Origin of the sequence: Extensimonas soli (genome assembly GCF_029211265.1) — a bacterium.
GTDB lineage: Bacteria > Pseudomonadota > Gammaproteobacteria > Burkholderiales > Burkholderiaceae_C > Extensimonas > Extensimonas soli.
In genome coordinates, this window is sequence record NZ_JARGEL010000028.1 from 54,553 (window position 1) to 76,080 (window position 21,528).

A 21,528-nucleotide genomic window follows, 5' to 3' on the forward strand; every position below is an offset into this window, starting at 1 on the left:
GGCAAACCAGCCCCACCGGCGCATCGCCATCACGGCAACCGTGAGGCTGCCGCGAGCAAATGGTTCAGCGCACCAACTGCGCGAGCTCGCCGCGCGCGTAGCGCTCGGCCATCACGGAAAGCGGCAGGCCCTTGACCTTGGCGCCCTGGCCTTCGCAGCCGAATTCGAGGTAGCGCTGCTTGCAAATGGCTTTGGCGGCCTCGCGTGCGGGCTTCATCCATTCGCGCATATCGAATTTGTCGGGGTTTTCGGCATGGAATTTGCGCACCGCGCCGGTCATGGCCAGGCGGATGTCGGTGTCGATGTTGATCTTGCGCACGCCGTACTTGATGGCCTGCTGGATTTCTTCGATCGGCACGCCGTAAGTCTCTTTCATCTTGCCGCCGTACTGGTTGATGAGGGCGAGCAAGTCCTGCGGCACGCTGCTCGAGCCGTGCATCACCAGGTGCGTGTTCGGGATGCGTGCGTTGATTTCCTTCACGCGGCCAATGGCCAGAATGTCGCCCGTGGGCTTGCGCGTGAATTTGTAGGCGCCGTGGCTGGTGCCTATGGCGATCGCGAGCGCGTCGAGCTGCGTGGCCTTGACGAACTCGGCCGCCTCCTCGGGGTCGGTCAGCATCTGGCTGTGGTCCAGCTTGCCTGCGGCGCCAATGCCGTCTTCCTCGCCGGCCTCACCGGTTTCGAGCGAGCCCAGGCAGCCGAGCTCGCCCTCCACGGTCACGCCCACCTTGTGCGCCATTTCGACCACCTGGCGCGTGACCTTGACGTTGTAGTCGAACGACGCAGGCGTCTTGCCGTCTTCGAGCAGCGAGCCGTCCATCATCACCGAGCCGAAGCCCAGCGCAATGGCGCCTTCGCAGACCTTGGGGCTGGTGCCATGGTCCTGGTGCATCACGAGCGGGATGTGCGGGTACGCCTCGGCGGCAGCCTGGATCAGGTGCTTGATGAAGCTCTCGCCCGCGTACTTGCGCGCGCCGGCGCTGGCCTGCAGGATCACGGGCGCCCCCACCTCGTCGGCCGCGGCCATCACGGCCTGCACCTGTTCGAGGTTGTTGACGTTGAAGGCTGGAATGCCGTAGCCGTTTTCGGCGGCGTGGTCCAGCAGTTCGCGCATGGAAACGAGTGGCATGGTTTGGCTCCCTGAATCTAGTGGATCGAATATGAAAAGAAAGTGGTACGGTTTTCGAGTTTAGCCGCGCGCGCGGCCTGCACCAGTGTGGGGAAACAGACCGAATGGCCCATCCTACAGCCGGTGCGTGCGGTCGCCGCGCGCAAAGCCCAGCGCATCCCAGGGCGCGCCCTTGGCCAGCGCCAGCACCTTGAACAACTCGCCCATTTCGTGCTCCATGATCAATTTGGCCGCTTGCGCACGCCCCGCCTGCGTGAGCTGCTCCATTTTTGATACCAAGCCGCAATTGATCAGAAAGTGCGCCTGCGTGGTGTAGCCCAGCACCGCAAAGCCCGCTTCCTGCGCCGCGAGCGCGATCCCCGTGAAGTTCACGTGCGCCGTGATGTCTTTGCTGCCCACGTCGGCCAGCGGGTCGGCATCGACCTGGTGCGCGCGGTGGCACACCAACGTGCCCATGTGGCGCTGCGGGTGGTAATACTCGCTCTCGCCAAAGCCGTAGTCGAGCAACAACACCGCACCGCGCGCAAGCCGCTCGCCCAGCGTGCGCACGAAGGCTTCGGCCTGGGGGTGGATTTCGGTCAAATAGTCGTGCGTGCCCGCAATCTCGAGCGGCGGGCGCAAGTCGGTGGGCCGATCGCGCCAGACGAAGCGCGCCGCCGCCGAGCCCCATTCCCAGCCCACGCCACGCTCGTGCCACACGCCGCCGCTGCGCTGCAGCAGCTTGACGGGCATGGCGTCCAGCACCTCGTTGCCCAGCACCACGCCCTCGAAGCGCTCGGGCAGCGTGTCGTGCCACTGCAGCTTGTGCGCATGGCGCGCGAGCAAAGCCTGCTGGCGCACGCGCAGGCTGGCCGAAAGCTCGACGATGTGGTAGTGCTGCACACGCACGCCCAGCGCATCCAGCGCGTCGAGCAGTTGCAAGGCCAGCGCGCCCGAGCCCGCGCCGAATTCCCACAGCTCCTGCGTGCCGGTCTGATCGAGCGCCTCGGCCACCTGCACGGCCAGGGTCTGCCCGAACGCGGGCGAAAGCTCGGGCGCCGTGACGAAGTCGCTGCCCGAATCCGGCAGCAGGCCAAACTTGGGCGCCGCGCCCGCGTAGTACCCGAGCCCCGGCGCATACAGCGCCAGCGCCATGAAGCGGTCGAACGGCAGCCAGCCGCCAGCGGCGGCAATGGCCTGCACGATCTGGGTTTGCAGGGAATTTTGCGGGGCGCTCGCTACACTGTCGGGTTTATTCATCACGCCCCGGATTGTCCCTGAATGTCGCCCCCCGCCCCCCGCCCCCGCACGGTGCTGGTCACCGGCGCCGCCCGGCGCCTGGGGCGCAGCATTGCGCTGGCGCTCGCGGCGGGCGGCTGGCAAGTCGCCGTGCACTACCGCAACTCGGCCCAGGAAGCTCTCGAAACCGTAGCTGCTTGCGCCGATCTGTCGGGCGCAAGCGCCCATTTCGATGCGGATTTTGCCGATGAAACCGCGGTACGCGCCCTGCTGCCGCGCGTGTACGCGCGCTTTGGCGCCGTGGATGCCGTGGTCAACAGTGCCTCGCTGTTCGAATACGACAATGCCGCGAGTTTCGGCTTTGCCACGCTGGAGCGTCATGTGCGCAGCAATACCGGCGCGCCGGTGCTGCTGGCGCAGGCGCTGCACCAGCATGTGCAGGAGCGCGCGGCCGCGGGCGAGGCCGATGCGCAGGGCGTGGTGGTGAACCTGCTCGACCAGAAGCTCTGGAACCAGAACCCCGATTTTTTCAGCTACACGCTCTCCAAGGCCGCGCTCGAAGCCGCGGGCACCATGCTGGCGCTGGCGCTGGCGCCGCGCGTGCGCGTGGTCGGCGTGGCGCCGGGGCTCACGCTCACGAGCCCTTTTCTGAGCGAGGAAAAATTCCAGCGTCTGCACGCTCTGAGCCCGCTGGGGCGCTCTTCGAGCCCCGAGGACGTGGCCGCTGCGGTGCGCTTTGCGCTCGACAACCGCGCCCTCACCGGCACCACGCTGCTGGTCGATGGCGGCCAGCACCTGATGAAGTTCGAGCGCGATTTTTCGCTGATGTGAGCCTGCCATGACCCACGCCGCCGGCACCCAAGTCCTCAGCCTCACGGGCTTGCGCTTCAACGCCAACCTGGGCATCCTCGCGCACGAGAAGAACGCGCCGCAGCCCATCCAGGTCGATGCCGAGCTGCACCTGGGCCTGCAGCCGCTTGCGCCGCGCGACGACCATATCCACAACGTGCTCGACTACCGGCGCGTGCGCCAGATCATCATCGACGAGTGCACGGCCGAGCACGTGAACCTGCTCGAGAGCCTGATCGGCAAGCTCGCGCGGCGGCTGCTGCAGTTGCCCGGCGTGCTCGGCGTGCGCGTGAAAATCGCCAAACTCGAAATTTTTGCCGACTGCGAAGTGGCCATTCGCGTCGAAACCGGACAGTGGTAAACCCATGCACACAGCACACACCTCCACCTGGGGCGAGATCGCGGACGACATCCTCGCCGACGCCCCCAACGACATTTCCAACGACACCGTCACCGCCAGCGCCGACGCCGCGGCCCAAGACGCTGCGGGCGGCGCCGCGCACACCGCGCCGCGCCTGAAGATCGAGCGCGAGGCGCGCAAGCTCGAAAAGCGCCTGTGCCGCGAGGTCGGCCGCGCGATCAGCGACTTTCGCATGATCGAAGAAGGCGACAAGGTCATGGTCTGCCTTTCGGGCGGCAAGGACAGCTACACGCTGCTCGACATTCTGCGCAAGCTGCAGGCGCGCGCGCCCGTGCGCTTCGAGCTCGTCGCGGTCAACCTCGACCAGAAGCAGCCGGGCTTTCCTGCGCACGTGCTGCCCGAATACCTGCGCAGCACCGGCGTGCCCTTTCACATCGAAACCGAAGACACCTACAGCATCGTGCAAAAGCTCGTGCCGCCGGGCAAGACCACCTGCAGCCTGTGCAGCCGGCTGCGCCGCGGCATCCTGTACCGCGTCGCGAACGAGCTGGGCGCAACCAAGATCGCACTCGGCCACCACCGCGACGACATCCTGCAGACGCTGCTGCTGAACATGTTCTTCGGCGGCCGCATGAAGGCCATGCCCCCGAAGCTCGCGAGCGACGACGGCGAGCACGTGGTCATCCGCCCGCTTGCCTACGTGCCCGAAAAAGACACGGCGCGCTGGGCCGCGTACCGCGCATTCCCCATCATCCCGTGCAACCTCTGCGGCAGCCAGGAGAACCTGCAGCGCAAGCAGATCGGCGACATGCTGCGCGAGTGGGACAAAAAATTCCCCGGCCGGCTCGAGAGCATGTTCCGCTCGCTGCAGCAGGTCGTGCCCTCGCACCTGCTCGACGGCGCGCTGTTCGACTTTCAGAACGTACGCGCCACCGGCGTGGCCGATGCCGAGGGCGACAAGGCCTTCGACGCCGAAGAACTGCCCGCCATGCCCGGCCCTTCAGGGCTGCCCGGCGTGCAGGTGGTGCAACTCGGTTGACCGCGGCTTGACCTCTTCGGCATCGGCGCCTACCCTGCAATCCCCATGCCGCCACGAGGAGTTCCCATGCGCCCGCTACGCTCTTTCTTCATGCTGCTGTGCCTTGGCATCTTCGGCTTGCTGCTGGGTGGCTGCGCGAGCACGCGCCTCGTCGATTCGGACGTACAAGCCTTCTCGCAGCTGCAGGCGCTGCCCGTGCCCGCCACCTACCGCTTCGAGCGCCTGCCCTCGCAGCAGGCTTACAGCGCGCAGCAGGACAAGGTGGAAGCGCTCGCACGCGAGGCACTGGCCAAAGTGGGGCTGGTCGAAAACCCGCGCGCACCGAACTTCAGCGCGCAGGTCTATGCGCGCACCGACCGCCTGCTCTCGCCCGACTACTGGTATGACCCGTTCTGGGGTGGGTGGGGTGGGTGGGGCGGCTGGGGTGGTTGGGGCAGCGGTTTTTACGGCGGCATTTCGATGCGCTTTCCGCCGCCGACCGAATACCGGCGCGAGGTCGGCCTGATCCTGCGCGACATCGCGAGCGGCCGCGTGGTCTATGAAACCCACGCCCAGCACGACGGCGTGTGGAGCGACGACCTGCCCGTCTTTGCCGCGATGTTCGACGCTGCGCTGCAGGACTTTCCCATGCCGCCCGCAGGCCCGCGCCGCATCAACGTCGAGATTCCGCGCTGACCACGCGAAGATCGCCCCAAAGATCATCGCCATTCCCATGCAAGCCACCCGCATCCTCGCCATCCGCCACGGCGAAACCGCCTGGAACGCCCAGGCGCGCATCCAAGGCCACCAGGACATCGCGCTCAATGCCACCGGCCTACGGCAGGCGCAGCGGCTCGCGCAGGCTCTGGCCGCCGAACCCGTGCGCGCCATCTACGCAAGCGACCTGCAACGCGCCTACCGCACCGCGCAGGCCGTGGCCGATGCGACGGGCGCGCCGCTCGTGCCCGAGCCCAGCCTGCGCGAACGCGGTTTTGGCGCCTTCGAAGGCCGCACCTTTGCCGAAGTCGAGGCTGCCTGGCCCGAACAGGCGCGCCGCTGGCGCGAACGCGACCCGCACTACGCGCCCGCGGGCGGCGAGTCGCTGCACACGCTGCGCCTGCGCGTGACCGAAACCGTGCAGCGCCTGGCCGCGCGCCACCCCGGCGAACTGATCGTGCTGGTCGCGCACGGCGGCACACTCGACGTGCTCTACCGTGCCGCCACGGGGCAGGACTTGCAGGCCCCGCGCACCTGGCAACTCGCCAACGCCGCGATCAACCGCCTGCTCTGGACGCCGCAAGGCCTTACGCTCGTGGGCTGGGCCGACACGCAGCACCTCGAAGGTGCAGCACGCGACGAGAACGCGGGCTGAAGCCTTGACCTGCACTGCGCAGTGCTACGGATGCGCTTCGGCATACATGCCGCACGCAAGCGGAAGTTTTCTATGACTCGGCTGCGTCTGTCGTCGCCAACGGCACATGCGCGCTTGCCACACCATCGCGGCCGGCTTTTTTGACCTGGTACAGCGCCGTATCGGCTTCTTTCATCCATTCGCCCAGGTCGTCGTGGTGCTTTTCGATGCAGGCCACCCCTACGCTACAGGTGATCTGCAAATCAGGCAGCTTGCGCAGGCGCAGCGTCGCAACGCGTTTGCGTATCCGCTCTGCCATGACCAGAGCATCTTCCAGGCATGTATCGGGCAAGAGGATGATGAACTCATCGCCACCAAAGCGCCCCGCGCAGTCCGTGGCGCGTATGCTGCCGCGGATCACATGGGCCAGCCCGCGCAACACCGTGTCGCCTACGTCATGACCGTAGGTGTCGTTGATCTGCTTGAAATGGTCTATGTCCAGCATCAGCATGCAGGAGGGCGTGCCACTTTGGAAAAATTTGCGCAGCGAGACTGCGGCCTGCTCCTGCCAAAAGGGACGGCAATACAGCCCGGTGAGTGCATCGACGCGCAGCATGGCATGGAGTTTTTCATTCTGCCGCGCAGTTTTTTCAATCAACCCTCGGCTCGTCAGGCTGAGCACGAGGGTGTGCACGATCAGCAGAGGCAGGCACGCCAGAATCACGCGCATCGAACTCTCGGGCGCCCAGTGGTAGCCACCCAACCAGCCGCCGCCCAGGATTCCCGCACACAAGGCCAGCAATGTAGCCAGCCGCAGACCACGGGCACCCGAAGCAATGCGATCCATCAGGTGCAGGGTGACGATGAGCGCGCTGGGCAGCAGGTTGAAACGCATCAGCGGCAGCCCAAGGCCGATGAAAACGGTGTCGAGCACCATGCTGAAAAGCTCGGTGCGGTGGCGATTGCTGCTGAACTTGCTCAGCAGGCAGGCCAAGTGCGGCCAGAGGTAGCAGACAAAAACCAGCAAGATCCAATCTATGGGCGGCGCCCGGACTTCCCATAAAACGGCACCGACCGCCAAGCCGCCCAAGCCCATGCCGAGCACGCGCACCCTGTAGGCTGTCCGGTAAAAATGCCGCCCGTATGAAGGGTGGTTTTCGGACGGTTGCGTAGTATTCGTTTGCTGCATGAGCAAGGCATGAGTGGAGCGACGGCCTCATCGTAACGCAACAAATGGTTACGATGCGCTCTATTTTCGCTCTATTTTTCTATTTTGTATCCTCCCTGCCCTGCACCTGCAGGAAACGGCACTCAGCAAGCCGTCATACCGGCCCCGAAAACAAGCCACCCGCCGCCTGCGGCGGCGCCACGCCCAGGTGCCGGTACGCCGCAAGCGTGGCGGTGCGCCCGCGCGGCGTGCGCTGCAGGTAGCCTTGCTGGATCAGGTAGGGCTCGATCACGTCCTCGATCGTGCCGGACTCCTCGCCTATGCTCGCGGCGATGTTGTCCAAGCCCACGGGGCCGCCGTCAAAGCGGTGGATCACGGCCTCGAGCAGCTTGCGGTCCATCACGTCGAAGCCCAGCGGATCGACGTCGAGCAGGGCCAGCGCGCGGTTTGCGATCTCGGCGCTGATGCGGCCGTCGCCCTTGACCTCGGCGTAGTCGCGCACCCGGCGCAGCAGGCGGTTGGCGATGCGCGGCGTGCCGCGCGAGCGCCGCGCGATCTCCATGCCGCCGGCCGCGTCCATGGGCACGCGCAGCAGGCCCGCGCTGCGCTGCACGATCAGCGCAAGCTCCTCGGGCGTATAAAACTCGAGCCGCGCAACGATGCCGAAGCGGTCGCGCAGCGGGTTCGTGAGCATGCCCGCGCGCGTGGTCGCGCCCACCAGCGTGAAGGGCTGCAGGTCGAGCTTGATCGAGCGCGCCGCGGGGCCTTCGCCGATCATGATGTCGATCTGGTAGTCCTCGAGCGCGGGGTAGAGGATTTCTTCGACCACGGGCGAGAGGCGGTGGATCTCGTCGATGAAGAGCACGTCGTTCTTTTCAAGGTTGGTGAGCAGCGCCGCGAGATCCTTGGGCTTTTCGAGCACGGGGCCGCTGGTCTGGCGCAGCTGAACGCCGAGCTCGGACGCGATGATGTGCGAGAGCGTGGTCTTGCCCAAGCCCGGCGGGCCGAACAGCAGCACGTGGTCCAGCGCCTCGCCGCGCTGGCGCGCCGCGCCGATGAAAATCTCGAGCTGCTCGCGCGCCTTGGCCTGGCCCACGTATTCCTGCAGCAGCTTGGGCCGCAGCGCACGCTCGAGCGCCTCTTCCTGCGGCGAGGCCGGCGCCGCCGAAACCACGCGCCGCGCGGCAGAAGGGGATGGTGCGGAACTGAAATCGTCGGTGTGAATGCTCATGGGCGCAAGCATGCCACGGGACGTGGGTACCGCCGTGGGATTTTGCCGCGCATGCGGCGAGTCAAGGTGATCAGGGCGATCAGGGCGCCTTCGCGCCGCTCACGCAGGCGCTGCTCGCGGGCGCGAGCCACTGCTTGAGCCCTGCCGCAAAAGCCAGATCGAAGCGCCCGAAAAAGTCCGTGCCGCCGCTGACCGAGCAGCTCGCGCTGCCCGCCGTGAGGTGCGCGACCAGATAGCGCGCGCCGTTTTGGCTCGTGAACAATGCGCCGCCGCTGCTGCCCGGCGCCGTGGCGCCGCTGCTCCACTGCACGCCGAGGTAGTTGTCGCTGACCGACGCCGCGCCACTGCAGCTGAAGCTGCTGCCATCGGCCGAGAGCGTGCAGCTGCTGAACTGGCGCAGGCTGCCCAGGCTGAGCTTTTGCCAGTCGCCGTTCGGGTGGTGCAGCAGCGCCGCTGCCTGGCCAAGCACGGGCGTGTGCGCGTCCCAGCCCGCAAAGACGGTGCCGCTCGGCGGGGCATCGTTCAGGCGCATCAGGGCCGTGTCGGTCGCACCGTCGGTGGCGAGCAGCGTGGCCCCGCCTTTGAGGCTGCTCGCGCGTGCGTCCAGGCTGGCGCCGTTGCAGGCCGCCGCGCGGTAGAACCAATACGTGGTGAGCGTCGAAGCCACGGTCTGCGACGCAATGCAGTGCTGCGCGCTGAGAAAATACGGCGTGCCGCTCGAAGCCGTGTCGTTGAGCAGCGTGCCCGTGCACAGATAGCTCGTGCCTTGATCGACGAACAGCATGCGCGCGACGGCGTTGCTCTCATTGGCATAGTCGGCGTTGCAGGCGGTATCGACTTCACAGAAGTCGGCTGTGCCGGCCTTGGGCACGAGCGGTGCAGCGCCGCTCGATCCGGCCGTGGAAGATGCCGCGCCCGCAGCAGCGCCCGCCAGCGCTTGCGGCGCGACGCGAAAGTGCGACAGCTGCGGCACCGCGATGCGCAGCGCGGCGGGGTCTGTGCCCGCGGGCAGCTCGATTTCGAGCACCACCGTGTCGCCGCCGACGTCGGGGCTCCAGTAGGTGCGCGCGGCGGTGCTGGCGTCGCCCGCCTGCTGGTTGCGCGCGATGGCGGCAAGGATTTCGCCGCCCGTTACGCTGTGCAATACAGCCCCATCGGGCGGGTAAAAACGCAGCTGGGCCGCGGCGGGCAACTGCTCCACCACGATACCCAGACGCATGCCCTGCGCGCCTGCCGACTGAAAGCGCAGCGCCGCGACTTGGCTGCCGTCAGCGAGCGTCTGCCAAGTGAGCAGCGCCGCCATCGCCTGCGCGCTCGCGCTTTGCGGCAGGCTGCGCGCCGGGCCTATGGTCTGCACGCCGGGCAGGTCGGCGACGCCGCCTTCTTCGGCGCCCAGCGCCTCCAGCTGCACCGTGCGCAGCGCCGCACCGGCGGGCATGCGCGGGCGGGCGGCGGCGCTGGCCGCCTTGGTCTGGACGATGCTGGGGCGATACGCGTCCACACGCAGCGGCGCCACTGTCGCGGCCTTGCAGGCGGCATCCGTGCCAGAGGCCACATCCGAGCCCCCACCGCCCCCGCAAGCCGCAACCAGCGCTGCGAGCGCGATGCTGCCCACGGCCCTCCACCGCCGCCCACACACCTGCGCAGCGCCACGGGTGGAGCTGGAAGTGGCGAGTTTCATCGTGCGAAGCAAAACGGCGCGGCTGGACATAGGGGGCCTCCGACGAAGAGGGGATGCAAGGGGCAGGCAATCGTACTGCGGGGCGGTGACGCAAGGCGTAAGGATGTAACGCATGCCGCGCCGGAGCCCGTTGCGACAGGGCTTGCGACAGCGCACCTACCGTGCACTGCGGCCAGGTACGGGAGCGGGTTGCAGATCGGCTTAGGCTGCAAGGCCCTCACGCCAGCGTCTTGAGCGCGAGCTTGATGCCCTCGCTCACGCCCACGTCGGGCGGCAGGGCCTTGAGCGCGGCGTTCGCTTCCCTTTCGTTGTAGCCGAGCGCGAGCAGCGCCTGCAGGATGTCAGTGTGCGCGTCGCTGCGCGCCTGCGCGGGCGCCAGGCCCAGATCGGGCGCGAGCTTGCCTTTGAGCTCGAGCAGCAGGCGCTCGGCCGTTTTCTTGCCGATGCCGGGCACCTTGACGAGCCGGCCCGGCTCCTGCTGCGCGATCGCCTGCGCGAGCTCGGCCACGCTCAGGCCGCTGAGCACCGAAAGCGCCGTGCGCGGGCCCACGCCCGCGACCTTGACGAGCTCGCGAAAGGCCGCGCGCTCGGTCGCCGTGGCAAAGCCGTAGAGCAGCTGCGCGTCCTCGCGCACGATGAACTGCGTGAGCAGGCTCACACGCTCCCCCACGCCGGGCAGGTGGTAGAAGGTGCTCATGGGCACGAGCACCTCGTAGCCCACGCCCTGGCAGTCCAGCAGCACCTCGGGCGGGTTCTTTTCGAGCAGGGTGCCGGTCAATTTGCCTATCATTGCGATCCTTTGCCGGTGGCGGCACACGGCGTGCTGCCACCATTTTTGTTCTGATCCTGGCGTCCGAAAGGCTGCGAACAAGCCTTGCAATGGCCGGGAATGCGTCCCAAATTATCCGCGTGATCCTGCGCCATACCTTCACCCCCCACAACAACACCCGGCTCACGCACCTGTGCGGGCCGGCCGACGCGCACCTGCGCACCATAGAAGCGGCGCTGCAGGTGCGCATAGCGCACCGCCACGAGCAATTCAAGGTCGATGGCCCCAAGGCCCAGGCCACGCAGGCGATGGAGCTTTTGCAGGCGCTGTACGAGCAGGCCGAGCACCCGCTGGGCGAAGACCTGCTGCAGCTCATGCTCGCGGGGGACAGCCGCCCGATCGAGCCGCCGCAGGACGCCATCGTGCTCAACACGCGCCGCGCCGACCTGCGCGCGCGCACGCCGCGCCAGGGCCTGTACCTCGACAACATCGCGCAGCACGACATCACCTTCGGCATAGGCCCGGCCGGCACGGGCAAGACCTACCTGGCCGTGGCCTGCGCGGTCGATGCGCTCGAGCGCAGCGCGGTGCAGCGCATCGTGCTCACGCGCCCAGCCGTGGAAGCGGGCGAGCGCCTGGGCTTTCTGCCCGGCGACCTCACGCAAAAGGTCGACCCCTACCTGCGCCCGCTGTACGACGCGCTCTACGAGCTCATGGGCTTCGACAAGGTGCAAAAGGCCTTCGAGCGCAACGCGCTCGAGATCGCGCCGCTTGCCTTCATGCGCGGGCGCACGCTGAACAACGCCTTCGTGATCCTCGACGAGGCGCAAAACACCACGCCCGAGCAGATGAAGATGTTCCTCACGCGCCTGGGCTTTGGCGCCAAGGCCGTGGTGACCGGCGACGTGAGCCAGATCGACCTGCCCAAGGGCGCGCCCAGCGGCCTGATCGACGCCGAACACGTGCTCAAGCGCGTGCAGGGCATCGCGTTCACGCACTTCACGAGCGCCGACGTGGTGCGCCACCCGCTGGTCGCGCGCATCGTCGATGCCTACAACGCCCCACGCAGCCGAGGCGCGCCGGCATGAGCGGGGCCGTTGCGCACGCTCCATGAAACTCTCTTTTCGATAGCTGCTTGCGCACGTCCTACCTGCGCTAGAGGCCATTTTGACCATGAAAAATCTGACCCTGTCCCTGCAGTTCGCGCGCTTTCCCGACGTGGCCGCGCACCGCGCCGCGCTGGCGCGCCACCGCGTGCAGCGCTGGATCCGCCACGCGCTCGCGCGCGACGCCGAGATCACCGTGCGCATCGTCGGCAGCGATGAAGGGCGCGCGCTGAACCGCGACTACCGCCACAAGGACTACGCGACCAACGTGCTCACCTTCGACTACGCGCAGGAGCCCGTGGTGCTGGCCGACCTGGTGCTGTGCGCGCCGGTGGTCGAGAGCGAGGCGCGCGCGCTGGGTAAGCCGCTCGCCGAACACTACGCGCACCTGATCGTGCACGGTACGCTGCACGCGCAGGGCTGGGATCACGAAACCAGCGAGGCCGATGCGCAGGCCATGGAAGCGCGCGAGTCCGACATCCTGCGCAGCCTGGGTTTGGCCGATCCTTACCAGCGCAGCGATCGGTAAGCGCCACGGCGCCGTAAGGCGCGTCGGACAAGGCAGCGCCGCTGGGCGAAGGCGTGTGAGCAGGCCTGCGGGCCTGCAAAATGTTACCGTTATCATCGCGCAACCGCTCTCCCCACTTTTGCCATGTCCTCCTTCGCGCCCGGGCCCACGCGCCGCTGCATGCTGAGTAGCGCGGCGGCTGCCGTGCTGGGCACCTCTTGGCCCGACCGCGCCGCGGCCGCGCTGGGACGCGTGGCAGACCTGCGCATTCTGGCCTGGCCCGGTTACACCGACAGCGGCCTGGTGCAGGACTTCGAACGGCGCCATGGCTGCCGCGTGGCGGTGAGCATCGTGGCGTCCGACGAAGTTCTGTGGCAGCGCATGCAGGCGCGGCAGGGCGGAGACTTCGATGTGCTGGCGCTCAACACGGCCGAGCTGCAGCGCTATATCCAGGCAGACCTGGTGCAGGCCGTGCCGCGCGCGGCGCTGCGCTCGCAGCCCGAATGGCAACCGCGCCTGCGCGATCTTTCGGCCATTGGCGGGCTGGTGCGGGGCGTGCAGGTGTTTGGCGTGCCCTACGTGTTTGCCGACATGGGCCTGATCCACGACCTGCGCCAGATGCCGCAGCCGCCCCAAAGCATCCGGGCGCTATGGGATCCGCGCTGGCGCGGGCGCGTGCTGGCCTACGACAGCGGCACGCACAATTTCTCGCTCACGGCGCAGGTGCTCGGCGCGCCTTCGCCGTTTCGGCTGCGCGCAACCGATTGGGTGCCCGCCGTGGAGCAGCTCGTGGCCTTGCGTCGCAATGCCATGGGTTTTTATGCCCAGCCCGAGGAGTCGGTCGATTGGTTCATGCGCCGGAAAGCGGCGCTGATGTTTGCCAATTACGGCACCCAGCAGTTGCAATTGCTGCGTGCGGCGGGCGCAGAGGTGGGGTACGCCCTGCCGCGCGAAGGCGCGCTGGCCTGGCTGGACTGCTGGGCCATCAGCCGCCAGGCGCGCGACACGCAGCTCGCTGCCGCCTGGATAGACCACATGCTGGGCACCGCTTCCGCCGCGGCGATGGAGCAACGCCATGGCTTGTCGCACGTGCGCACCAAGGCTGCGCCAGACGGCGCGCAAGGCTTGTGGTGGCTGGAGCCCCCCGAGGACACCGCGCGGCGCAACCGGCTCTGGCGCCGCATCCTGGCCGGTGACCGCGTTTCCCGGGTCTTGCTGCCATGAAGCTGCGCATGGCCCACAAGCTCGCCCTGCTGCTGGCGGGCATCGGACTGGCGGCGGCTTTGCTGATGGCCGTGCTGGCCGAGCGCGTAGGCCGCACATTGCTGGTCGAAGGAGCCCAGGAAGCGCTGCTCACCTCCACGCAGGTGTTGGCGCGGCGTGTGGAGGTCATGCAGGCCAATGTGGCGCGCGATCTGCGCATTGTGGCCGAGCACCCGCTGACACTGCGAGTCCTCAAAGACAACGAGGCCGATGCTGCCGACAGGCTCGCACGATGGTTCGAGGTCAGCATGCACAGCCAGCCGGCGTACTTTCAGATGCGGCTCATCAGCGCCGCCGACTACGGCCTGGAGCGCGTGCGCATAGACCGCCACCAAGGCCAGCTGCTACGCATCGAAGATGATGCCTTGCAGGAAAAGGCCCACTTTCCCTACGTGTCCGAGGCGCTCGCGCTGCCCGCGCAGGAGCTGTTCAGCTCCGAGATCGCCATCAACCACGAAGACGGCGCACACGATGGCCTGGAGCAGCCCACCGCGATCTTCTCCATGCCCGTGTACGCACCGAACGCACCAAATGGCAAAGCCCTGGGCGTAGTGGTGATCAATGTGGACTTGCGCAATACCTTCGCCCTGCTGGCGCAGGACCTGCCCAAGCCGTACCAGCTGTTTTTAGCGAATGGAGAAGGGGACATCCTGCTGCATCCCGACGCAGCGCTCACCTTCGGCTTCGACCGTGGCGAACGCCACCTTATCCAAAGCAGCATGCCGGCCCTCGCAGCCGTGGTGGATGGCTCCACCGACCATGCAGTGCTCGACTTCAACATGGATACCAGCCACCCCATGGTGGCCGCATTCACGCGCATGGATGGTGCGCCCCACACAGCGCCACCACGCACGCTGATCCTCGGTCTGGCCCAGCCTGCGCGCGAGATCCTGGCCCGCGCCGAACAGTTGCGCCGCACCTTGCTGGGCCTGGCCGTGCCGGTAGCCTTGGGTGGCCTGGTGCTCGCGTTCGTGCTGGCGCGCACCTTTACCCGGCCGCTTGCGCAACTCGAGCGCGCAGCGCACGGCTTCGGCCAGGGAGACGTGGCCACCGATCTGCCCATCGATCGCCACGACGAAATCGGCACGCTCGCACGCAGCTTCGTCCATATGCAGCACTGCGTGGGCAATCAGCTGCAGACTCTGCGCGAAAACCAGCAAACCCTGGAGCGCCTGTCGCAGCATGACAGCCTCACCGGGCTGCCCAACCGGCGCTTTTTCATGCAACTGCTCGAGCAGGCTCTGGTGCGTGCACAGCGCCACGGGCAGACGGTGGACCTGATGTTCATCGACCTCGACGGCTTCAAGCCCGTCAACGACCAGTTTGGCCACGAATGCGGCGACCAGGTTTTGCAGACCGTGGTCCGGCAATTGCGCGCCGGCCTGCGCGAGGCCGACATCCTGGCGCGCCTGGGCGGCGACGAATTCGTCGTGCTGCTCGACGGCGCGCTGGAGCAGGACACTTGCGCGACCCTGGCCGCCAAGGTCATCGAACTGATCAGTGCCCCGATTGCGATCTGGCAGGGGCACACCACGGTGCGGGTAGGCGCGAGCATTGGCCTGGCGCGCTACCCGCAGGATGGCCGCACCGCCTACGAACTGCTTCGAAGCGCAGACCGCGCCATGTACGCCGCCAAGGAGGCCGGCAAGGGGTGCTGGCGCTTTGCCACCTCGGGCGGCCAGAGCGCATCCTGAAACCTCGACTGCAACTGCCCACTTCAACCCAGACTGCTCATCCGTCTTATTGCTTTATAAATCAAGACATTACGCAATAATCTTCGCGCAGGAAGAGAGTCTTGATGGACGAGTTGCAGGCATTCGATCGCTACCTCAAGCATCTTGGAGCCGGCCTCGGACACGCGCATCGGTAAGCCGGGCTGCGCGGGTACTGCACAGGGCTGATGGACCGCTGGCGCGCAAGAGCGTAGCGCCGATGGCAGCGCATCTGGCCCCACAAGCCACACGCTCGCGCCACCAATCGCTGCACCACTTCGTGGCCGACTCGCCGTGGTCGCACGAACGCCACGTGCCCTCATCGTCGACCACCAGTTTGCGGCTGCGTATCGCCGCAGCCTTGATGCAAACGCTAGTGCAGTGCCCGTGCTGCCTGCACGTCAATGCAAGGTGAGGTTGCGACACAGTAAAACTAGGGCAAACCCCGAGCAAACTAACGATCGTTCAACACTACCATTGCGCCTCCTTCTACGGAGCCTCTTCCTTACGGGGTTCGCGCGTTGGCTTCCGATGCCGCGGCAACGATTGGCCTGTGGCATCGACCGATTTCTTCAACTCTTATAAAAAAGCGGATACCACTACATGCATGCGGAACAGCAGACAGCGGTTCCAGTCCTCGAATGTCGGGGAGTGGAGCGCCGCTTCGGTGGACTGGTTGCCCTCACGGGGGTGAACATGCACATCGAGCGCGGCGAAATTTTTGGCCTGGTTGGGCCCAATGGCAGTGGCAAGACGACCATGACCAACGCCATCACGGGATTTTTCCCGCCCCAGGTCGGCAGCATTTGGCTCAATGGACGCGAGATCACGGGCATGGCCCCGCACAAGGTGGCCGCGCTGGGTGTGGCGCGCACGTTTCAGAACCTTGCGCTCTTCAATGGCATGAGCGTGCTCGACAACATCCTGCTCGGGCGCCACATCCACATGAAGCCAGGCGTGCTCAAGACCGCCTTGTACTGGTGGCTGAGCCGCGATGAGGAGATCGCGCACCGCCGCAAGGTCGAAGAGGTGATCGACTTCATGCAGTTGCAAAGCGTGCGCGACGAGCTCGTGGACAGCATCCCCATCGGACTGAAAAAGCGCGTTGAACTGGCGCGTGCGCTGGTCGCGGAGCCCAGCTTTCTCGTGCTCGACGAACCCATGGCCGGCATGAACCAGGAGGAAAAAGAATACATGGCCCGCTTCATTCTCGACGCACGCGACGAACGCGGTGTCACGGTGCTGCTGATCGAGCACCACATGGACGTGATCACCGGCATTTGCGACCGCATGATGGTGCTGAGCTACGGCGAAACGATAGGCACCGGCATTCCCAGCGAAGTCATCCAAGACGAGCGCGTGATCAAAGCCTATCTGGGGGGTGCGCATGCAACGCGCTGAAAACCGCTCCGCCACCTGGGACCTCGGGGCCGACACCACCCTCGTGCGCATTCTGGCGCGCAACGCCGAATTGCTCGGCGACCATGTCGCCATGCGCGAAAAGCACCTAGGCATCTGGCAAGAGACCACCTGGGCGCAAATGCTCGACGCCACGCTGGCCTTTGCAGCAAGTCTGCAAAGCATGGGCTTTGGCCAGGAAGACGCTTTGCTGGTGCTGGGCGACAACCGCCCCAACCTCTACATGGGCATGCTTGCTGCGGGCGTGCTCGGCGGCTACGCCATGCCGGCATATCCTGACGCCACGCCCGATGAAATCCGCCATTTCATGCATGAGGCGAACGCGCGCTTCGTGCTCGCAGAAGACCAGGAGCAGGTGGACAAGGCGCTGGACCTGGGCGAGGTCAGTTCCACCATCGAGCACATCATCTACGACGAGCCGCGCGGGCTTGCAAGTTACCAGCATCCCGGACTCGTCTCCTGGGACAAGCTGCAAACCCGTGGCATAGAACGCCTGCGCGCCGAGCCCTCCCTGCGCAAGACCTTGATCGAAAGCGCCAAGCCCGAGGGCCCGGCCGTTTTCGTCCACTCCTCGGGCACTACGGGCAAGCCCAAAGGCGTGGTGCTGAGCCACAGGAACATTCTCACCGGCGTGGGCAACGCCTTTCGCGGCGGTGCTTTCGACTTTGGCGAAAGCGTGCTCGCCTACCTGCCCATGGCCTGGGTGGGCGACTTTGCCATCACCATAGGCGCGGGCGTGGCCCTGCACTTCGTCATCAACATTCCCGAACGCCAGGAAACCGTCTTGCATGACCTGCGTGAAGTGGCGCCCTCTTTCTATCTGGCCGCACCGCGCAGTTGGGACAACATGCTGACCACCATCCAGGTGCGCATGGAGGACTCCACGCCGCTCAAAAAGTGGCTCTACGACGTGTTCATGAATTCGGCGCTGACTGCGGAGCGCCAGAAACTCGAGGGCAAGCCCGTCTCCCTCAAGAATCGTCTGCTGCGCCCCCTGGGCGAATGGCTGGTTTTTGGCCCCATCAAGGACCAGTTCGGCCTGACCCGCCTGCGGCACGCCTTCACGGGCGGCGAAGCCATCGGTGAAGACACCTTCGTGTTTTACCGTGCGCTGGGCGTCAAGCTGCGCCAGTTCTACGGCCAGACCGAAAGCAGCGCCTTCAACGCCTTGCAGGACCCCCAGGAAGTGCGCCTGCACACGGTGGGTAAACCCCTGCCTGGCGTGGAAGTCCAAATTGCCGACAACGGCGAAATCATGCTGCGCTCAGGCAGTGTGTTCTCGGGGTACTACAAGCTCGAAAAGGCCACCCAGGAAGCCCTGGAAAACGGCTGGCTGCACACGGGCGACGCGGGCTACCTGGAGCCGGACGGCCACATCGTGGTGCTCGGGCGCCTGTCCGAAGTGGTTTACACCGCCAAGGGCGAGCGTTTCATCCCGAACTACATCGAAAACCGTCTCAAGTTCAGCCCCTACGTCAAGGATGCGGCCGTGCTGGGCAAGGACAGGGACAGCCTTGCCGTCATGATCTGCATCGACAAGGAAACCGTGGGGCACTGGGCCGAAGTGCGTGGGATTTCCTATATGTCCTACGCCGACCTGTCGCAAAACCCCGAGGTCATCAAGCTCATCACGCAAGCGGTGCAACGCGTCAATGGCATCTTGCCCGACGCGCTCAAGCTGCGCCACTTCGTCTCGCTGCACAAGGAGTTCGATCCGGACGACGGCGAAGTCACGCGCACGCGCAAGCTGCGCCGCAACGTGATCGAGCAGCGTTACGCGCCCATCATCGACGCCATTTACAGCGGCAAGCAGTCCGTCACGATGAAGGCGCAGATCACATACGAAACCGGCGAGGTCGGCTCCATAGAGCGCGAACTCACGGTACAGGAGGTTTGAGGCATGGATTTTTCATTGTTTGCCGAGCTGGCCATCAACGGCGCGCTTTCCGGGCTCATGTATGCGCTGGTCGCGATGGGCATCGTGCTCATCTACAAGTCATCCTCCGTGCCCAACCTGGCGCAAGGCGCCATGACCATGCTGGGCGCCTACGTGGTGCTTGCCATTGCCCGCGGCCTCGGCGTCTCGTTGTGGCTGGCCATTCCCTTGGCCATGGTGGTGATGTTTTTCGTGGGCATGGGGATAGAGCGCGTGGCCCTGCGGCGCCTTGCCGGCCGGCCCGTCATCATGATTCTGATGATGACGCTGGGCATAGACATCTTCACGCGCGCGGCCGCCATGTCCCTCTGGGGCAGCACGGGCGCACCGATGGACATCGGCATCAGTGACGAGCCGCTGTTTCTCGGCCCGCTGCTGATCAACCGCGCCTACGTCGTCGGGGCCGTGGTCGCTGTGGCGCTGTTCCTCATCTTTCTGTTTTTCTTCCACACGCGCCGCGGCATCGTGCTGCGCGCCATCTCGGACGACTACATCGCGTCCTGGTCGGTTGGCATCTCGGTGGAACGGGGCATCGCCACGTCCTGGGCCATGGCCTCGGTGCTTGCCACCACGGCGGGCGTGCTCTGGGGCTCGGTGCAGGGTGTGAACCAAGGGCTGGCCTTGCTGCTGCTCAAGGGCCTGACCGTTGCCGTGCTCGGCGGACTGGACAGCATTGGCGGCGCCATCCTTGCCAGCCTGCTGCTGGGGCTGCTCGAGGGTGTGGCCTCCGGCTACCTCGATCCGCTCGTGGGTGGAGGAAGCCGTGAACTGGTGGTTGCCGCCACCTTGATTTTGACCATCATGATTCGGCCCCATGGCTTGTTTGGCCGGCATGACATCGAGAGGATTTAAGCGCCATGATCTTTCGCCAAGCAGGTATTTTTCATACGAGTTACGCGCATGCCCGGGCTGTGTACCCACTGCCCGCAGACCGCTGGATGGTGGGCTTTCTGCTCCTCCTGGCACTGCTCGCGCCCTTTACGCTGAGCTCTCTGACCCTCAACACCCACATGCTGCCCTGGCTGGTGTGGACCTCCGCAGTGCTCGGGCTCAATCTGATCCTGGGATGGGCGGGGCAATTCCACTTCGGCTACGCCGCCATCATGGGAATCGGTGCCTACACCGCCATCCATGCGGCGCGCAACAGTGTTCCGTGGGAGATTGCCATGGTCCTGGGCGGGCTGATGGCCGCCATCATCGGCATCGTGTTCGCCTTCGCGGCCTTGCGGGTCAAGGGCCTGTACCTGGCCCTCAGCACGCTGGCGCTGCAGTTCGTGATGGACTGGGTCATCTCGCACGTGCCGGCGATCAGCGGCGGCACCCAGGCGACACTGCAGGCGCCCGAGCTCAAACTGCTGGGCCAGGCCATCACCTCTGAAGCGGGTTTGTATTACGTGGCGTTGGGGTGGTGCATTTTGGTCACCATGTTCATGCTCAACCTGCGTCGCACCGGTCTGGGCCGTGCCCTGGTCGCCGTGCGTGAAAAAGACTACGCCGCCGCGGTGATCGGGGTGCACAGCCTTTATTACAAGCTGGTCGCTTTCGCCACCTCCTCGTTCATCGGTGGCGTCAGCGGGGCCTTGCTCGTCTTCACGTTCTACCGCGCAGCGACTCCCGAACAGTTCGCCTTCAATATTTCCATCGAATTGCTTGCCATGGTCATCGTGGGCGGGCTCGGAAGCATCATCGGCAGCTTTTTCGGCACGGCGTTCATCTTGCTGATGCCCGGCTTCATGAACAGCCTGATCAACGGCGCGGCCAAACTCGCCGGCGTGTCCCTGAGCGTCGAAAGCCTGGCGCACATTCCGAATGCCGTCTATGGCGCCCTGATCATCATCTTCCTGCTCGTAGAACCCATGGGATTGGGCAAGTTGTACGGCAACGTGCGCAATTACCTGCTGGTTTGGCCTTTTGGCTATGTGCGCAAATAAACGGAAAGAAAACCCATGCAAGAGACATCCAGCCCCACTGCTGCAGGCCAGGCTGCCCACGGAAACACCCCCACCCCGCTGCTCTCGCTGAACAACGTCGAGGTCATCTACGACAGCGTATCGCTTGCGATCAAAGGGGTTTCGCTCGAAGTGCCGCAAGGCGGCATGGTGGCTCTGCTCGGAGCCAACGGCGCCGGCAAGAGCACGACGCTCAAGTCCATCAGCGGCCTGCTGCGCCCGGAGCGCGGCCAGGTGTCGCGCGGCGAGGTGCGCTTCCAGGGGCAGAACATCGACGCCTTGGCGCCCCAGGAGCGCGTCAAGCTCGGCATCGTGCACGTGCTCGAAGGGCGGCGCGTTTTCGAGCACATGACGCCTGACGAGAATTTGATTGCCGCTTCTGCCGTGCGCGGCAACCGCCAGGACATGCTGCGCAACAAGGACATGGTGTATTCGTACTTCAAGCGCCTTTACCAGCGCCGCACGGCGCAGTCTGGTTATCTCTCGGGCGGGGAGCAGCAAATGCTGGCCATTGGCCGTGCCCTGATGACGCAGCCCAAACTGCTGATGCTCGACGAACCCAGCCTCGGCCTCGCGCCCTTTCTCGTGGCCGAGATTTTCGAGATCGTGCAAGACATCAACAAGAAAGAGGGCTTATCGGTGCTCCTCGTCGAGCAAAACGCCATTGCCGCGCTGGAAGTGGTTTCCCATGGCTACCTGATAGAAAACGGCCGCATCGTGATGCACGACAGCGCCGAAGCCATGAAGAAAAACCCCGACATTCAAGAGTTTTATCTCGGCGGCGCCGAAGGCCGGAATTTCCACGAAATCAAGCACTATCGCCGCCGCAAACGCTGGCTCACCTGAAACTGGCAAGTGCG

The 21,528-nt window shown here is 65.7% G+C and carries 20 protein-coding genes and 1 pseudogene; 15 read left to right on the forward strand and 6 right to left on the reverse strand.

Annotation, left to right across the window (positions count from 1 at the left end; translation table 11 throughout):
* Window positions 1-64: 64 nt before the first annotated feature.
* A complete protein-coding gene (fba, locus tag PYV55_RS13080) occupies window positions 65-1,129 on the reverse strand; it encodes a class II fructose-bisphosphate aldolase (protein ID WP_275851953.1) in 1,065 nt (354 codons plus the stop codon).
* Window positions 1,130-1,243: 114 nt separating this feature from the next.
* A complete protein-coding gene (locus PYV55_RS13085; protein ID WP_275851955.1) occupies window positions 1,244-2,368 on the reverse strand; it encodes a class I SAM-dependent methyltransferase in 1,125 nt (374 codons plus the stop codon).
* Between the two features lie 21 nt (window positions 2,369-2,389).
* On the opposite strand from PYV55_RS13085, the gene PYV55_RS13090 reads away from it, so the two are divergent.
* From PYV55_RS13090 to PYV55_RS13110, 5 genes are all read left to right on the forward strand, one after another.
* Window positions 2,390-3,178 (forward strand): SDR family oxidoreductase, encoded by a 789-nt coding sequence (locus PYV55_RS13090; RefSeq protein WP_275851957.1) that lies wholly within the window; start codon window positions 2,390-2,392, stop codon window positions 3,176-3,178.
* 7 nt (window positions 3,179-3,185) lie between these two features.
* Complete coding sequence (locus PYV55_RS13095) at window positions 3,186-3,557, forward strand: dihydroneopterin aldolase (protein ID WP_275851959.1); 372 nt, start codon at window positions 3,186-3,188, stop codon at window positions 3,555-3,557.
* 4 nt (window positions 3,558-3,561) lie between these two features.
* Window positions 3,562-4,596, forward strand: coding sequence for a tRNA 2-thiocytidine(32) synthetase TtcA (gene ttcA / locus PYV55_RS13100; protein WP_275851962.1), 1,035 nt, complete (start codon window positions 3,562-3,564; stop codon window positions 4,594-4,596).
* 66 nt (window positions 4,597-4,662) lie between these two features.
* Window positions 4,663-5,271, forward strand: coding sequence for a DUF4136 domain-containing protein (locus PYV55_RS13105; protein WP_275851964.1), 609 nt, complete (start codon window positions 4,663-4,665; stop codon window positions 5,269-5,271).
* Between the two features lie 37 nt (window positions 5,272-5,308).
* Window positions 5,309-5,947 carry a histidine phosphatase family protein gene (locus tag PYV55_RS13110; RefSeq protein ID WP_275851966.1) on the forward strand — a complete coding sequence of 213 codons (639 nt, stop codon included), beginning with the start codon at window positions 5,309-5,311 and terminating at the stop codon, window positions 5,945-5,947.
* Between the two features lie 70 nt (window positions 5,948-6,017).
* On the opposite strand, the gene PYV55_RS13115 is transcribed toward PYV55_RS13110, so the two are convergent.
* From PYV55_RS13115 to ruvA, 4 genes are all read right to left on the reverse strand, one after another.
* A complete protein-coding gene (locus PYV55_RS13115) occupies window positions 6,018-7,115 on the reverse strand; it encodes a sensor domain-containing diguanylate cyclase (RefSeq protein ID WP_407066807.1) in 1,098 nt (365 codons plus the stop codon).
* A gap of 133 nt (window positions 7,116-7,248) precedes the next feature.
* On the reverse strand, window positions 7,249-8,325 hold the full coding sequence (gene ruvB / locus PYV55_RS13120) for a Holliday junction branch migration DNA helicase RuvB (protein ID WP_275851968.1): 1,077 nt from the start codon (window positions 8,323-8,325) through the stop codon (window positions 7,249-7,251).
* 79 nt (window positions 8,326-8,404) lie between these two features.
* Window positions 8,405-10,006, reverse strand: coding sequence for a trypsin-like serine peptidase (locus PYV55_RS13125; protein WP_275851971.1), 1,602 nt, complete (start codon window positions 10,004-10,006; stop codon window positions 8,405-8,407).
* 217 nt (window positions 10,007-10,223) lie between these two features.
* The gene (gene ruvA / locus PYV55_RS13130; RefSeq protein WP_275851974.1) at window positions 10,224-10,796 is read right to left on the reverse strand and encodes a Holliday junction branch migration protein RuvA; all 573 of its coding nucleotides are present in this window, start codon (window positions 10,794-10,796) and stop codon (window positions 10,224-10,226) included.
* A gap of 119 nt (window positions 10,797-10,915) precedes the next feature.
* On the opposite strand from ruvA, the gene PYV55_RS13135 reads away from it, so the two are divergent.
* The 10 genes and pseudogenes from PYV55_RS13135 (at window position 10,916) to PYV55_RS13180 (ending at window position 21,514) form a co-directional block, all read left to right on the forward strand.
* The gene (locus PYV55_RS13135; RefSeq protein ID WP_275851977.1) at window positions 10,916-11,863 is read left to right on the forward strand and encodes a PhoH family protein; all 948 of its coding nucleotides are present in this window, start codon (window positions 10,916-10,918) and stop codon (window positions 11,861-11,863) included.
* A gap of 85 nt (window positions 11,864-11,948) precedes the next feature.
* Window positions 11,949-12,410, forward strand: coding sequence for an rRNA maturation RNase YbeY (ybeY, locus tag PYV55_RS13140; RefSeq protein ID WP_407066808.1), 462 nt, complete (start codon window positions 11,949-11,951; stop codon window positions 12,408-12,410).
* Window positions 12,411-12,533: 123 nt separating this feature from the next.
* Window positions 12,534-13,613: an ABC transporter substrate-binding protein gene (locus PYV55_RS13145; RefSeq protein ID WP_275851982.1), complete on the forward strand. Its 1,080-nt coding sequence runs from the start codon at window positions 12,534-12,536 to the stop codon at window positions 13,611-13,613.
* Entirely contained in the window at window positions 13,610-15,346 is a 1,737-nt protein-coding gene (locus PYV55_RS13150) for a diguanylate cyclase (protein ID WP_275851985.1), read from the forward strand. The genes PYV55_RS13145 and PYV55_RS13150 overlap by 4 nt, the downstream gene beginning before the upstream one ends.
* A gap of 104 nt (window positions 15,347-15,450) precedes the next feature.
* Window positions 15,451-15,665, forward strand: a pseudogene (locus tag PYV55_RS16365) (transposase); the annotation flags it as partial.
* Between the two features lie 302 nt (window positions 15,666-15,967).
* Window positions 15,968-16,765: an ABC transporter ATP-binding protein gene (locus PYV55_RS13160; protein ID WP_275851987.1), complete on the forward strand. Its 798-nt coding sequence runs from the start codon at window positions 15,968-15,970 to the stop codon at window positions 16,763-16,765.
* Window positions 16,752-18,680, forward strand: a complete 1,929-nt coding sequence (locus PYV55_RS13165) for an AMP-dependent synthetase/ligase (protein ID WP_275851989.1) — start codon at window positions 16,752-16,754, stop codon at window positions 18,678-18,680. Before PYV55_RS13160 ends, PYV55_RS13165 begins: the two co-directional genes overlap by 14 nt.
* Before the next feature lie 3 nt (window positions 18,681-18,683).
* Window positions 18,684-19,571, forward strand: a complete 888-nt coding sequence (locus tag PYV55_RS13170; RefSeq protein WP_275851991.1) for a branched-chain amino acid ABC transporter permease — start codon at window positions 18,684-18,686, stop codon at window positions 19,569-19,571.
* A 5-nt stretch (window positions 19,572-19,576) separates the two neighbouring features.
* Window positions 19,577-20,650: a branched-chain amino acid ABC transporter permease gene (locus PYV55_RS13175; protein ID WP_275851993.1), complete on the forward strand. Its 1,074-nt coding sequence runs from the start codon at window positions 19,577-19,579 to the stop codon at window positions 20,648-20,650.
* 15 nt (window positions 20,651-20,665) lie between these two features.
* Window positions 20,666-21,514 carry an ABC transporter ATP-binding protein gene (locus PYV55_RS13180; RefSeq protein ID WP_275851995.1) on the forward strand — a complete coding sequence of 283 codons (849 nt, stop codon included), beginning with the start codon at window positions 20,666-20,668 and terminating at the stop codon, window positions 21,512-21,514.
* The last annotated feature ends 14 nt before the right edge of the window (window positions 21,515-21,528 follow it).